Here is a 12,881-nt window from a genome sequence, read left to right on the forward strand (position 1 = left end):
TCGTGAATCGCGACGACTCAGTGCACGAGGCGGGGGGCAGTTTGTCGGGCAGCACGGTTGCCGGTATCGATATCGGAGATCCGGAAATGGCTTCGCGCGTCCAGGCGTCGCTGAGCGAAGTCGAGGCGCTCCTCATCGAAGAGCTTTCGGCGGGAGAAGAGTTTCTGACCGAGACAGCGCTCTACCTCGCGAAAGCCGGCGGTAAGCGGTTCCGGCCGCTGTTCACTGTGCTCTGCGGCAAACTCGGTCCGGAACCTGAGAGTTCATCAATCGTGACAGCGGCAGCGGTCGTTGAGATGGTGCACCTCGCGACGCTGTACCACGACGACGTCATGGATGAAGCGACAATGCGCCGGGGCGCGGTGAGCGCGAACGAACGGTGGAGCAATAGCGTCGCGATCCTCGCTGGTGACTATCTCTTCGCACACGCATCGCGACTTCTGTCGACGCTTGGGCCAGAAGCGGTCCGCGTCATTGCTGAGACATTCGCTGAGCTGGTCACCGGACAGATGCGGGAAACTATCGGTGCAAAGTCATCGGAAGATCCTGTCGCGCATTATCTGACCGTCATCCGGGAGAAGACCGCTTCACTGATTGCCGCTTGCGGGAAGTTCGGCGGCACTTTCTCCGGGGCGGACGCCGCGCAAGTCGATCGTCTAGACCGTCTCGGAGACGCGGTCGGGATGGCCTTCCAGATTTGCGACGACATCATCGACATTTCGTCGGTCTCGGAGAAATCAGGCAAGACACCAGGCACCGACCTCCGCGAAGGCGTGCGCACGCTGCCGATGCTTTATGCCCTTCAAGACACAGGGCCAGCCGCTGAGCGCTTGCACGAACTGTTGAGCGGACCTATCACCAGTGATCCGGAGGTCGATGAAGCGCTCGGCCTACTGAGGCAGTCAGAAGGCTTGCGGCGTGCCCGCGCCACCCTCCACGGCTATGCAGAGCGTGCGCGCGCGGAACTCCGTGTCCTGCCACAAGGACCTGCCAACGAGGCGCTGAACAGGCTGATCGAGTACACGATCGCGCGGGTCGGGTGAGCCTTACTGCGTGATCCCTGCAACCGCTGGAACCTCTTGTACCACCCTGCTCGTTTACAAAGCGGTGGTTCAGCTTGGCGCTGGTGAGCAGCGGTATTGGCAGTTACTCAAGGGCAGGCAGAGATCGGAGAACGGCGATGGCCGGTCATGCGAATGGTCTGAAGACTGCGTTACTTCTCGGTGTGATGTCGGCGCTGATCGTATTTGCCGGTTCGCTTTTCGGCAGCCCCACGATGCTGTGGCTAGCCATCTTTTTCGCGCTGGGAATGAACGGATACGCGTACTTTTTCAGCGACAAACTTGCGTTGCGCGCGATGCGTGCACGGCCAGTCTCCGAGTTAGAGGCGCCCGTGATGTATCGGATCGTCCGGGAGCTTGCGACAACCTCCCATAAGCCGATGCCCCGGCTGTACATCAGTCCCACAAATGCCCCGAACGCGTTCGCGACTGGCCGGAATCCACGCAACGCTGCGGTGTGCTGCACGGCGGGGATTCTGCAACTCCTCTCCGAACGTGAACTCAGAGCCGTCCTGGGCCACGAACTGGCGCATGTATACAACCGGGACATACTGATTTCTTCCGTAGCTGGCGCCATGGCCTCAGCGGTGGCAGGGCTCGCAAATATCGCACTTTTCACGTCGATCTTCAGTGGCCGGGACGACGACCGAAACCCCCTGGTGATGCTGATGGTTGCAATGCTCGGGCCGATCGCCGCTGCGCTCGTGCAGATGGCGGTGTCGAGATCACGTGAATTCCAGGCCGACGAGTCAGGCGCTCGCCTCACTGGCGACCCACTCGCTCTCGCTGCAGCGCTGAGAAAGATTGAACGCGGCGTAGCGCAGGCTCCGCTGCCCCCAGAGCCGCGCCTTGCCGCTGAGTCCCACTTGATGATCGCGAACCCGTTCCGGCCGGGGGAGCGGTTCGCGGGAATGTTCGCGTCTCATCCGCCGATGCACGAGCGAATCGCTCGCCTCGAACGTATGGCCAGGGATTACCGGTAGTTCACGAACTGCAGCGCGACGTCGAAGTCCGATGACTTCAGCAGCTGGATTACGGTCTGCAGATCGTCTCGCTTCTTACTCGAAACGCGCAGTTCATCGCCCTGAATCTGTACCTTCACGCCCTTCGGCCCGTCGTCGCGGACTTTCTTCGAGATCTTCTTGGCTTCATCTTGCCCAATGCCCTGGACGATTGAACCGGTGATCTTGTAGGACTTTCCGGACGGGACGGGGTCGCCCGGCTTGAAGGCCTTCATTGAAATGTCACGCCGTACCAACTTCTCGCGGAAGACGTCGAGCGCTGCCTTCACCCGGTCCTCACTTTCGGCGCTGAGCACGATGTTCTCGGTACCAGACCACTCGATATGCGCGTTCGTGCCGCGGAAGTCGTACCTGGTTGAGATCTCCTTCGCGGCTTGGTTCAGAGCATTGTCGACCTCCTGCCGATCGACTTTGCTGACGATGTCGAAGGATGAATCTGCCACTGTCTCCTCGTTCCCAATGTCGGCTTTTCCGAACTTGACCATGTAGCGCCGTGGTTGCAGATCACTGCACCTCCGCTCCGGTGCGGCTTTGGGCAGGCGATTTGCATCTGGGGGCACCTAACGTTGTATTGTGCCTTCACGCCCTTGTTCAGCCAACGCGGGACACGGTTGGTCAAGACAGGCGTAACGGCAGGTTGCCCGAGCGGCCAAAGGGAGCGGACTGTAAATCCGTCGGCATCGCCTACGTAGGTTCGAATCCTACACCTGCCACAACGAACCCCCGGTAGCTGACGAAGCTCCCGGGGGTTCTTGTTTGAATGAGGCTTATCCGCGAGCGGTGCGCTGACCTGGCGGTTTGTCAGCCGGTGTTGTTCCTGTGTAACCTCTTGAAGGCTTGAGCGCACATTCTGCTGTCCGACTCCCCGGAGTCTGTCAGCGGCGTGTGTGAAGGCTGTGCCCCCTTAGCTCAGTCGGTAGAGCGTTTCCATGGTAAGGAAAAGGTCAACGGTTCGATTCCGTTAGGGGGCTCGCTTCAAAGTAGCGAGCACAACTGGAAACTCGGTTGCGGGGGTCCGGTCGAGGCGGTGTAGCTCAGTCGGTAGAGCAAGCGGCTCATAATCGCTGTGTCGCCGGTTCAAGTCCGGCCACCGCTACTTATTTTGTCAAGAAAGACATCTGAAGGGTCCGACGGACCCCTCAGCAGATATCGAAGGAAGGCAACCCGTGGCCGCCACTGACGTTCGCCCGAAGATCACGCTGGCCTGCGAGGAGTGCAAGCACCGGAACTACATCACTCGCAAGAACCGGCGCAACGATCCAGATCGGCTTGAGATTAAGAAGTTCTGCCCCAACTGTGGCACCCACCGTGCGCATCGCGAAACCCGCTGACTTAAAGTTCATTAAGTCACCGCGAGTGTGACGGCTCGGCGACAGTGAGGTGGTGAGAGCCGGTGGGGTTTACCGCTGACAGCGTAGGAGTGCGCTTCCGGATGGCCGACTTCTATGAAGTCGGTCGCGAGAAGGTTCGTGAGTTCGCGACGGCGGTCAAGGATTCCCACCCGGCTCATTACTCTGAGGAAGCTGCGCTGAGGCTGGGCCATAAGACGCTTCTTGCCCCGCTTACCTTTGTCTCGATCATCGGGATTCTCACCACGAAGCAGATGTTCGAGGCGAATGGCTGGGCGTCTGATCTGCGCAACATCATGCAGACTGATCAGCGATTCATCTTCCACCGCCCGATCGTCGCGGGCGACCGTTTGACTGGCGAGCTGTGCGTCGAGTCGTTCAGGCATAGCGCTGGGACCGACATCATCGTGACTCGCAATTCGGTGCTGGACGATAAGGGCGAGGTGGTGCTCACCGCGTACACCACTCTCATCCGCCGCGATGACATCGAGATCGAGGGGATCGGCTGATGACCGCACGCGCCTTCGCGGGAGTGCATGAAGGTCTTGAGATCCCTACTGCTGAGTACACTCTGACCCGATCGGATCTCGTTCACTACGCCGGTGTCTCCGGTGACCTGAATCCAATTCACTGGAGTGACGCAGTAGTGCGGGCCGTCGGGCTCAAAGATGTAGTCGCTCATGGAATGCTCTCGATGGGGCTCGGAGCGACCTATGTGACGTCCTGGCTGGGTGATCCCAGCTCAGTTCTCGAGTACAGCGTCAGATTCACCAGCCCGGTGTATGTCCCCGATGACGGAGTCGGCGGTCGTGTCGAGTTCTCTGGAAAGATCAAGTCGGTGAACCCCGAGGACAAGACTGCGGTTATCGCGCTTGTCGCCAAATCTGAGGGCAAAAGGATCTTTGGTCGCGCAGTCGCGATCGTTCAGCTCACGTAGATTTGCTCCCGTGATGACTATCGCGGAGAAAATACGCGCCTCGCGCCAGAAGGTTCCAACGTGGGCGCTCTGACAATTGTCGCTCTAGCTGCGGGTTTCGTATTGCTCATCGCGGGTGGTGAGGCGCTGGTGCGTGGCGCGAGCCAGTTGGCGCGAATCCTTGGAATGTCGCCAATCGTCGTTGGACTCACCGTGGTGGCTTTCGCCACTTCGACGCCGGAACTCGCCGTTAGTGCTGGGGCCGCGCTCAGTGGCCACCCCGGACTGGCGGTCGGCAACGTGGTGGGTAGCAACATCGCGAATATCCTGCTCATCATCGGGCTCACAGCGCTGTTTGCCCCGCTGCTCGTGAAGTCCCGGATTGTCCGCACTGATATCCCGGTCATGGTGGGGTTTTCGGTGGTTTTGCTGGTTGTCGCCATCGACGGGACGATCAGCCGACTCAATGGTGTGCTGCTGGTCGGAGGACTGCTGATCTATGTGGTCGTGACGGTAGTGACATCGAGAAGACGCGCTCCGGAGTCTGCGGTTGCACCGACCTCTGCAAGCCGGGAGGGGAGTGGTACGGGCGCGGCGGGGGGCGGCTCGCGGAAGCAATCGGTTCTCATCAGTGTCGGACTGGTGGCACTCGGTGTACTTCTGCTGGTAGTCGGGGCACGCTTGCTCGTCAGCGCTGCGAGTGACGTCGCCGCGGTACTCGGCGTAAGCGACCTGATTGTCGGGCTGACCGTTGTGGCAATCGGAACGTCCCTCCCAGAACTCGCCACGAGCCTGATCGCGGCATTCAGGGGTGAGCGCGACCTTGCTGTAGGGAACATTGTGGGCAGCAACGTGTTCAACATTGGCGCCGTTCTCGGGAGCACAGCCCTCATCACCCCTATTGAGGTCGCCCCGTCAGCTATCCGTTTCGACCTGCCAATTATGCTGGCGGTTGCATTGGTGCTGCTCCCCGTCGCCTTCACAGGCATGGTCGTCAAACGTTGGGAAGGCACCCTCTTTGCCGGGTTCTATGGTGCCTACATCGGCTACCTAGTTCTCCAGGCGTCCGGCCACGAAGCGCTTGAACCGTATAGTGCTGCGATGCTCTGGTTCGTCATCCCGATCACTGCTCTGTCGCTCATTCTGCTGGCCACATATGAGTTGGGCGTGTTGCGAGGGCGCCGTGAGGCGCGTCGGCTGAGTAGGTAAGTCGGCAGCGGATTGGACAGCTACGTCGATCGAAGGCCAGCGGTGGGCCGGGGGATTGTGACTGCGCGGCGATCGTGAAGTACACTGAGGGACCTGTGACTAGAGTCTGCGCGCCGCCCGTAGGGTGGCGCGTGATTTATGGTCACACTTGGCAGCGCCGCTACTAGAGTGGTCTGGTAGTGCCGCTAGCGAAGGGGCGTAGCTCAACTGGCAGAGCAGCGGTCTCCAAAACCGCAGGTTGCAGGTTCAAGTCCTGTCGCCCCTGCTGCGAAAGTCAGCGACGGAAGGATCCTTTGGGTGAGTGAGCAGCGAGGCCGCAGCGCCGGCGAGGGCGGGGATCCCCCCGACTCCGGTGATTCGGCTGCCGGTGGCGCGACGCCTCGGCCGTCGGGCAAGCGCGCCAGCCGTCCGAGCCCAGTGCCCGCAGGCTCACCAGCCGCGGCAGCGCATGCGGGGAGAGACGTCGCCACCCTGGGCAGACGCGAGAATCCGATTCAGGCTATGGTGCGATTCCTTCGCGAGGTGATTTCGGAGCTTCGCAAGGTCATCTGGCCGAACCGGAAGCAGATGGTCACCTACACGATCGTGGTGTTTGTTTTCCTCATCTTCATGGTTTCGCTGATCTTCGGGCTGGATCAAGTCTTCGCCCGCGGCGTACTTTGGCTTTATGGGTGATCTTCACCGAAACCGGGACGCTATGCGTCGATACTCGGTAGTGGTGAAAGAGAACGCTTGAACGAGCCCCACATGATTCAGGGGATCCGAGATGCATGACAGAGAGGAAGCGAGTAGTCCAGTGAGCGCCCCGGAGAACGATGCAGTGGACCTCACCGAGGAGGACGCGGTGAACGCCGAAGGGGCCGCCGTGGTCGAGGCGGATGTCGAGGCTGCAGCAGCCGACGACATCGAGGTTGACCCCGTGGAGGAGCTGAAAGCGAAGCTTCGCCGTGCTGAGGGCGACTGGTACGTCGTTCACTCGTACGCGGGGTACGAGAACAAGGTCAAGACGAACCTTGAGACGCGTATTCAGAACCTCGACGCGGGGGACTACATCTTCCAGATCGAAGTACCGACCGAAGAGGTCACGGAAATCAAGAACGGGCAGCGAAAGCTGGTTAACCGGAAAGTCCTTCCTGGTTACATCCTCGTTCGCATGATCCTGAATGACGAATCATGGGGTGTCGTCCGGAACACACCGGGCGTTACCGGCTTCGTTGGCGCAACGTCACGGCCCTCTCCGATCACGATTAACGAGGTCGTGAAGTTCTTGCTGCCGCCGCAGGCACGTAAGAAGGCCCCGGCAGGTACCGCTGCCGGCGGCGCCCCGCAGGAAAGCGGAGTCGCGGCCAAGCCCGCGATCGAAGTAGACTTCGAGGTTGGCGAATCGGTGACCGTCATGGACGGCCCGTTCGCTACCCTGCCGGCCAGCATTTCGGAGGTCAATGCCGAACAGCAGAAGCTGAAGGTACTGGTCTCGATCTTTGGTCGGGAGACCCCGGTGGAACTCGGTTTCAACCAGGTCTCGAAGCTATAGCTTCACATCCACATCTGGCCTGCATAATTGTGGGCAGGATTGGGCGGCACAGGACCTCACAGGGCCGGTGCCGCCCAAGGTGTGAAAAACAGGAAACACTGAACAGTTCAGGGAAGTTGAGATGCCCCCCAAGAAGAAGAAAAAGCTCTCTGGAGTTATCAAACTCCAGATCCAGGCAGGCCAGGCGAATCCTGCCCCGCCAATCGGCCCCGCGCTCGGTCAGCACGGCGTCAACATCATGGAGTTCTGCAAGGCCTACAATGCGGCGACGGAAGCCCAGCGCGGAAACGTCATCCCCGTTGAGATCTTCGTCTACGAAGATCGGTCTTTCGACTTCAAGCTGAAGACGCCTCCAGCTGCGAAGCTCCTGCTCAAGGCTGCAGGTGTGCAGAAGGGTTCGCCGACTCCACACAAGGACAAGGTCGCGAAGATCTCGTGGGATCAGGTTCGCGAAATCGCCAAGACCAAGCAAGAAGATCTCAACGCTAACGACGTCGATCAGGCTGCGAAGATCATTGCTGGTACCGCTCGTTCGATGGGAATCGTTGTCGAGTGACATGGCGCGCAAGCGTCATCCCGGAGTTGAACCCGGGGTCTGAACGTACTCGTGGAAGGGCCTAGCGCTGGTCCGCACCACAACTGACCGTGCCACTCGTGGCGAAAGATTGGACAGAAATGCCAAAGCGCAGCAAGTATTACCGCTCGGCTTCCGAGCTCATTGATCATTCGAAGCTTTACGGACCCCTCGACGCGATCCGCCTGGCGCGTGAAACGTCGTCGAAGAACTTCGATGCGACAGTCGAGGTAGCACTCCGGCTTGGCGTCGACCCTCGCAAGGCAGACCAGATGGTGCGCGGCACTGTCAGCCTGCCGCACGGAACCGGTAAGACGGTCCGCGTTATCGTATTCGCCGCTGGCGAGAAGGCGAATGAAGCCGAGGCTGCGGGCGCCGACGCTGTCGGTGCTGAGGATCTCATCGAGCGTATCCAGGGTGGATGGCTCGACTTCGATGCCGCGATCGCTACCCCGGACCAGATGGCGAAGGTCGGTCGTATTGCTCGTATCCTCGGTCCTCGTGGCTTGATGCCGAACCCCAAGACGGGCACAGTCACGATGGATGTCGCGAAGGCCGTCAGCGACATCAAGGGCGGCAAGATCAACTTCCGTGTTGACAAGCAGGCCAACCTGCATCTGATCATTGGCAAGGCGTCATTCGATGAGCGCAAGCTGGTCGAAAACTACACCGCTGCACTTGATGAGATCCTGCGTGCCAAGCCTTCCGCAGCGAAAGGTCGCTACGTCAAGAAGGTGACGATGACGACGACCACCGGACCGGGCATCCCGGTGGACCCGAACCGTACCCGGAACCTTCTCGAAGACGGCGAGTAAGTTCGAGCCACGCGCAAATCCGCGCCCTTAACGTGCAATCCGCACCGGTTATTCCCAGTTAGTCAGGATGGTGGTGAGACACCGTCCTGACTAACTGGGCGGGGATTGGATTTCCCGTTATGCCTGTTGATCTTGAGGTTGGCCGTTCACCTGGTGGAGTGCGGATGTTCCCGCTCGCGTTCCGGATCGAGTTTGTCCGCCGCTGGCACACCTGTACTGAGCGGGGCGCAAAGGCGCGGCTGCTGCGCGAACTCAACCTGGATTACGGGACGATCAACCGCTGGCTTAAGGCATATGATCAGGGGGAATACACCAGTCAGATGGTGGCCGCGTCGGAGAAGTCAAGGAATCGTGTGAGTAACCGTGAACGGGCTGAGCTAGCGCGGTTGCGCAGCGAGAACGACGCCCTGAAGAAGAAGGTCGCCCAGGCCGAGGCCGTTCAGGAGATCCTGGGAAAAGCCTACGAGCTCTTGCACGGGATCAACGAGAGCTCCAGCGACCCCGACGAACAGATCCCGCCTGCCCTGATGAGCGCGGACGAGTACGCGCAGTGGCTGCAGCGCAAGAACCTGTCCTGATCGGTGTGGTCCTCGCGCTGACCGCGGCCGGGATGACAGCGATCAGCGCCTGTACGCTAGCCGGAGTAGCTCGCGCGACGTTCTACCGCGTCACTCGTGGGTACCGCCATTATCATCCGGTCACCGACCCGGTCCCGCACTCGCAGCGCAGCCAGCCAGCCGCCCTGACCCAGGCTGAGCAAGACTCAATCATTGAACTGCTCGGCCGTGCGGAATACGCGGATCTGTCGGTCATCCAGACCTATTGGCAGGCATTCGATCGCGGGGCAATCGCCTGCTCATCGAGCACGTTCTACCGAGTGGCACGCAAAGCGCAGCTGACCGGGGACCGGCGCCGGACCCGCCGCGGCGCGAGCAGCAGTGCCCGCGTGAAACCTATCGTGCCAGCGTCAAAACCCAACCAGCTATGGACCTGGGACACCACCGAACTGCGCGGGCCGCGTAACCAGGACCGCTACCGGCTCGCGCTGATCCTCGACGTGTACTCGCGCTACCCCGTGGGCTGGCACATCGGCTACAGCGAAAACGCTGCAGACGCGAAAACCATGTTCACCGCCGCGCTCACCGCGCACGGCGCGCCCGCAGTCGTGCACTCCGATAACGGCTCCGCCATGCGCGCCAGCGAGCTGACCAGCCTGCTCGAAAACACCCACCACGCCACCATGTCGTACTCACGGCCCCGGGTCAGCGACGATAACCCGTTCTCCGAATCGATGTTCAAAACCTTCAAATACGACCTGAACTGCCCGGACCATTTCGACAGCATCGAACACGCCCGCGAATGGACTGAGCAGTACCTGCACGCCTACGCCCACCAGCACCGTCACAGCGGCCTGAACTGGCACACCCCCGCCAGCGTCTACCACAGCACCGCCCACCACGTGCAGCAAAAGCGGCAACAGCACCTCAACCAGTACTACGCCGCCCACCCCAAACGATTCCGGCAACCCCCACAAGCACCCAAGCTCCCCGAAGCCACCGGAATCAACACCAAACCACCCCACCTGTCTCAGACAGGTTGACAACTACCGTATTTCCGGTGCGGATGTGCCGGAAGGGGTGCGGATTTACGCGTTTTCAGCCGACCTGGCGGTGTTTTGAAGAATCTCGGATGCCAGTCGCGGTGTCACAGCAGCGGGCAGGTCGTGTCCCATGCCCTCGATCATGCGTAGCTGGGCGCCGGGTATCGCGCGAGCGACGGCACGTCCGCACGCTGGTCGCAGCAGCGGATCTGCTGTGCCATGGATGACGGTGGTCGGCGCCTTGATGCGTTGTGCGTACGGCCGGAGACTGCCAGTGCCGAGCACTGCAGCTAGCTGCCGCACCATGCCTTGGGGGTAGTAGCTCCGTTCAATCTGCGTGCGGGAGAGTTCGCGTAATTCGTCGCGGTCACGCGGAAAAGCGGGGCCGCCAAGAACCTGGAAATTCCGTGCGGAATGCTCGACCATCTCGTCTACGGTCGCGTTCTTTGGCGGCGCCGTCAGGAGCGCCTTGAGTGCCGTAGGTGCAGGTGGCGGCAGGAAGCGTTCATTTGTGCTCGAGAAAACAATGGATGCGGAAGCAACACGCGCAGGGTAAGTGGCAGCGACGAGTTGAGTGATCATTCCGCCCATGGAGGCGCCCACTAGGTGCGCTTGTTCGATTCCGAGTGCATCGAGGAAGTTGCGCGTGTCAGCCGCCATGTCGTGCAGCGTGTATGGCACGGAGCTGGGTATGCCCAGTTGACTACGCACCATCCGCGCAAGAAATGAGCCATCGACCCGCATGCCATCGAACTTCGTCGAGAGACCGATGTCGCGGTTGTCGAAGCGGATGACACGGAATCCCTCGCGGGCAAGGCTCTCGCAAAGTTCAGTCGGCCAAAGGGTCAACTGTGCACCGAACCCCATAATCAGCACGATCGGAGGTGCATCGGCTGCCCCGAACTCCTCGTACGCGATGCGAATGGATCGCGTTGTCGCGGTGCCAGCCTTGTGCGGAACATTGTCGGTCTCTGTAGAGCGGTTCGACACCGCGCCTCCTCAAGGTCTACGCGGACACGGGATACTCCCTAGTCTGCCTGATCTTTCAGACTTACCCGATTTGGGATCCGGCCGCCTGCGCGCTATCCTTCTCTCGGACTTATGTCTGGTCTGCTCACGCTCGCGTGGGCTGATCTACCCAAATGTAAAGTTCACCGAAGACCGTTGGTCATTGCATGCGCTTCTGTGTATGCAAGCGAAGGACCGGAGCAATCCGGCGGCCCACGCAGGAGGACGAGGCTAGGGTGTGTGCCGCATCTATGCGCCACACACGTACATCAACCTGCCCCGGCTTTCTGCGCCGGGGTTTTGCTGTATCTGGGGCTTGTGCGCAGGCCTTGTATGCATGTGAGCCCTCTGACTGGTCAGCGAATTCGGCTGAGTGAGGAGAGGAGGCGAAGCATGGCAAAGGCTGAAAAGGTCGCCGCGGTAGCGGAGATCAGCGAGCGGTTTAAGAACTCGACCGCAACCGTCGTTACTGAATACCGTGGCCTCAGTGTTGCCGGCCTGACCGAACTGCGCCGGGCACTCGGCGCGGGGTCCTCGTACTCCGTCGCCAAGAACACCCTCGTGAAGATTGCGGCACGCGATGCCGGAGTTGAGGGACTCGACGAGCTTTTCTCGGGACCGACCGCGATCGCGTTCATTACGGGTGAGCCCGTTGACGCCGCGAAGGCTCTCAAGAAGTTCTCGAAGGACAACAAAGCCCTCGTCATTAAGGGCGGCTACATGGATGGCCGCCCCCTGTCGGTGGACGAAGTTGACAAGATCGCGGACCTTGAGTCTCGTGAGGTCTTGTTGGCCAAGCTCGCTGGCGCGATGAAGGGCAACTTGGCGAAGGCTGCGGGCCTGTTCAACGCACCTGCTTCGCAGGTCGCGCGTCTGGCTGCTGCATTGCAGGAAAAGAAGGGTGCCGAAGGCTCAGAGAGCGCCCCAGCGGAAAGCTGAACGCACCCTGCGTTCTTCACCGCGCACACGATTACCCACACTCGGTCATGTCATGGGATGTGGCTGGGAACAACGTAAGGAAGGACCGCCACCATGGCGAAGCTCACCACCGACGAGCTGATCGACGCTTTCAAGGAAATGACCCTTCTCGAGCTCTCGGAGTTCGTCAAGGTCTTCGAAGACACCTTCGAGGTTACCGCTGCCGCTCCCGTCGCTGTTGCGGCTGCTGGTGCACCGGCCGCTGGTGCAGCCGAGGCTGTCGAAGAGAAGGACGAGTTCGACGTCGTTCTCGAGGCTGCTGGTGAAAAGAAGATCGGCGTCATCAAGGTTGTCCGTGAGATCATCCCGAGCCTCGGACTGAAGGAAGCCAAGGAACTCGTCGAGAGTGCTCCGAAGGCCATCCTCGAGCACGTCGCCAAGGACCAGGCTGACGCTGCCAAGGACAAGCTCGAGGCTGCTGGCGCGAAGGTTTCCGTCAAGTAAGCTGACTATCGCTTAGTCGTGCTGTCGCTGATCATGGGCCGGAAGGTCCAATGATCAGCGAGTGCACTGCTCATCGTGGGGTCATCCAGCGCATTTCTTGTGCTGGGTGGCCCCACAATGCGTTGTGCACGCACTCTTCGGGAACGTCACGTGACTAAGAGCTGCGGACGTCCAGGGTTGACAAAGATGTCCGTGTTGTCTTTTATAAGCAGGGCGCGCAGTTCATGCCAACAGTGTGAATTTGTGCGACACAATCCTGTATGCGTCCGTGGTACACCGCCGGACTTTCAGATCGGTTTCTGTCGCAGGTGCAAAACGACACCAACACGGGCCGTTTTAAGTCACATTCTGTTGCCGTTTTCTCCGTTGTG

15 protein-coding genes, 4 tRNA genes and 1 pseudogene are annotated in these 12,881 nt (G+C 60.4%); 18 read left to right on the plus strand and 2 right to left on the minus strand.

Annotation, left to right across the window (positions count from 1 at the left end):
* Window positions 1-2 precede the first annotated feature (2 nt).
* Together AS9A_RS01900 and htpX are read left to right on the plus strand one after the other, a co-directional pair.
* On the plus strand, window positions 3-1,043 hold the full coding sequence (locus AS9A_RS01900; protein WP_013805201.1) for a polyprenyl synthetase family protein: 1,041 nt from the start codon (window positions 3-5) through the stop codon (window positions 1,041-1,043).
* A gap of 137 nt (window positions 1,044-1,180) precedes the next feature.
* The gene (gene htpX / locus AS9A_RS01905; RefSeq protein WP_013805202.1) at window positions 1,181-2,044 is read left to right on the plus strand and encodes a zinc metalloprotease HtpX; all 864 of its coding nucleotides are present in this window, start codon (window positions 1,181-1,183) and stop codon (window positions 2,042-2,044) included.
* Here the strand turns inward: htpX and AS9A_RS01910 are convergent.
* Window positions 2,035-2,526 carry a YajQ family cyclic di-GMP-binding protein gene (locus AS9A_RS01910; protein ID WP_041451400.1) on the minus strand — a complete coding sequence of 164 codons (492 nt, stop codon included), beginning with the start codon at window positions 2,524-2,526 and terminating at the stop codon, window positions 2,035-2,037. The genes htpX and AS9A_RS01910 overlap by 10 nt on opposite strands.
* A 188-nt stretch (window positions 2,527-2,714) precedes the next feature.
* On the opposite strand from AS9A_RS01910, the gene AS9A_RS01915 reads away from it, so the two are divergent.
* The 14 genes and pseudogenes from AS9A_RS01915 to AS9A_RS01980 all read left to right on the plus strand — a co-directional run.
* Window positions 2,715-2,796, plus strand: a tRNA-Tyr gene (locus tag AS9A_RS01915).
* A gap of 185 nt (window positions 2,797-2,981) precedes the next feature.
* Window positions 2,982-3,054, plus strand: a tRNA-Thr gene (locus AS9A_RS01920).
* 52 nt (window positions 3,055-3,106) lie between these two features.
* Window positions 3,107-3,179, plus strand: a tRNA-Met gene (locus tag AS9A_RS01925).
* A gap of 70 nt (window positions 3,180-3,249) precedes the next feature.
* The gene (gene rpmG / locus AS9A_RS23080; RefSeq protein WP_074390933.1) at window positions 3,250-3,414 is read left to right on the plus strand and encodes a 50S ribosomal protein L33; all 165 of its coding nucleotides are present in this window, start codon (window positions 3,250-3,252) and stop codon (window positions 3,412-3,414) included.
* Between the two features lie 101 nt (window positions 3,415-3,515).
* On the plus strand, window positions 3,516-3,941 hold the full coding sequence (hadA, locus tag AS9A_RS01935) for a (3R)-hydroxyacyl-ACP dehydratase subunit HadA (RefSeq protein ID WP_013805205.1): 426 nt from the start codon (window positions 3,516-3,518) through the stop codon (window positions 3,939-3,941).
* Entirely contained in the window at window positions 3,941-4,369 is a 429-nt protein-coding gene (gene hadB, locus AS9A_RS01940; RefSeq protein ID WP_013805206.1) for a (3R)-hydroxyacyl-ACP dehydratase subunit HadB, read from the plus strand. Before hadA ends, hadB begins: the two co-directional genes overlap by 1 nt.
* A gap of 60 nt (window positions 4,370-4,429) precedes the next feature.
* Window positions 4,430-5,557, plus strand: a complete 1,128-nt coding sequence (locus tag AS9A_RS01945) for a calcium/sodium antiporter (RefSeq protein ID WP_013805207.1) — start codon at window positions 4,430-4,432, stop codon at window positions 5,555-5,557.
* A 192-nt stretch (window positions 5,558-5,749) separates the two neighbouring features.
* A tRNA-Trp gene (locus AS9A_RS01950) sits at window positions 5,750-5,822 on the plus strand.
* Window positions 5,823-5,854: 32 nt separating this feature from the next.
* Window positions 5,855-6,232: a preprotein translocase subunit SecE gene (secE, locus tag AS9A_RS01955; protein WP_013805208.1), complete on the plus strand. Its 378-nt coding sequence runs from the start codon at window positions 5,855-5,857 to the stop codon at window positions 6,230-6,232.
* 121 nt (window positions 6,233-6,353) lie between these two features.
* Window positions 6,354-7,091 carry a transcription termination/antitermination protein NusG gene (gene nusG / locus AS9A_RS01960; protein ID WP_013805209.1) on the plus strand — a complete coding sequence of 246 codons (738 nt, stop codon included), beginning with the start codon at window positions 6,354-6,356 and terminating at the stop codon, window positions 7,089-7,091.
* Between the two features lie 121 nt (window positions 7,092-7,212).
* Window positions 7,213-7,647, plus strand: coding sequence for a 50S ribosomal protein L11 (gene rplK / locus AS9A_RS01965; protein ID WP_013805210.1), 435 nt, complete (start codon window positions 7,213-7,215; stop codon window positions 7,645-7,647).
* Between the two features lie 119 nt (window positions 7,648-7,766).
* The gene (gene rplA / locus AS9A_RS01970) at window positions 7,767-8,480 is read left to right on the plus strand and encodes a 50S ribosomal protein L1 (RefSeq protein WP_013805211.1); all 714 of its coding nucleotides are present in this window, start codon (window positions 7,767-7,769) and stop codon (window positions 8,478-8,480) included.
* Between the two features lie 119 nt (window positions 8,481-8,599).
* Window positions 8,600-9,058, plus strand: coding sequence for a hypothetical protein (locus AS9A_RS01975; protein WP_013805212.1), 459 nt, complete (start codon window positions 8,600-8,602; stop codon window positions 9,056-9,058).
* A pseudogene (locus AS9A_RS01980) lies at window positions 8,998-10,080 on the plus strand (IS3 family transposase); the annotation flags it as partial. The gene AS9A_RS01975 and the pseudogene AS9A_RS01980, both read left to right, overlap by 61 nt.
* Before the next feature lie 45 nt (window positions 10,081-10,125).
* Here AS9A_RS01980 and AS9A_RS01985 read toward each other — a convergent pair.
* Complete coding sequence (locus AS9A_RS01985) at window positions 10,126-11,070, minus strand: alpha/beta fold hydrolase (protein ID WP_013805214.1); 945 nt, start codon at window positions 11,068-11,070, stop codon at window positions 10,126-10,128.
* Between the two features lie 411 nt (window positions 11,071-11,481).
* Here AS9A_RS01985 and rplJ point away from each other — a divergent pair, with 411 nt between their 5' ends.
* A complete protein-coding gene (gene rplJ / locus AS9A_RS01990) occupies window positions 11,482-12,027 on the plus strand; it encodes a 50S ribosomal protein L10 (protein ID WP_013805215.1) in 546 nt (181 codons plus the stop codon).
* 93 nt (window positions 12,028-12,120) lie between these two features.
* Window positions 12,121-12,510 carry a 50S ribosomal protein L7/L12 gene (rplL, locus tag AS9A_RS01995; protein ID WP_013805216.1) on the plus strand — a complete coding sequence of 130 codons (390 nt, stop codon included), beginning with the start codon at window positions 12,121-12,123 and terminating at the stop codon, window positions 12,508-12,510.
* The last annotated feature ends 371 nt before the right edge of the window (window positions 12,511-12,881 follow it).

The organism is Hoyosella subflava DQS3-9A1 (assembly GCF_000214175.1).
GTDB lineage: Bacteria > Actinomycetota > Actinomycetes > Mycobacteriales > Mycobacteriaceae > Hoyosella > Hoyosella subflava.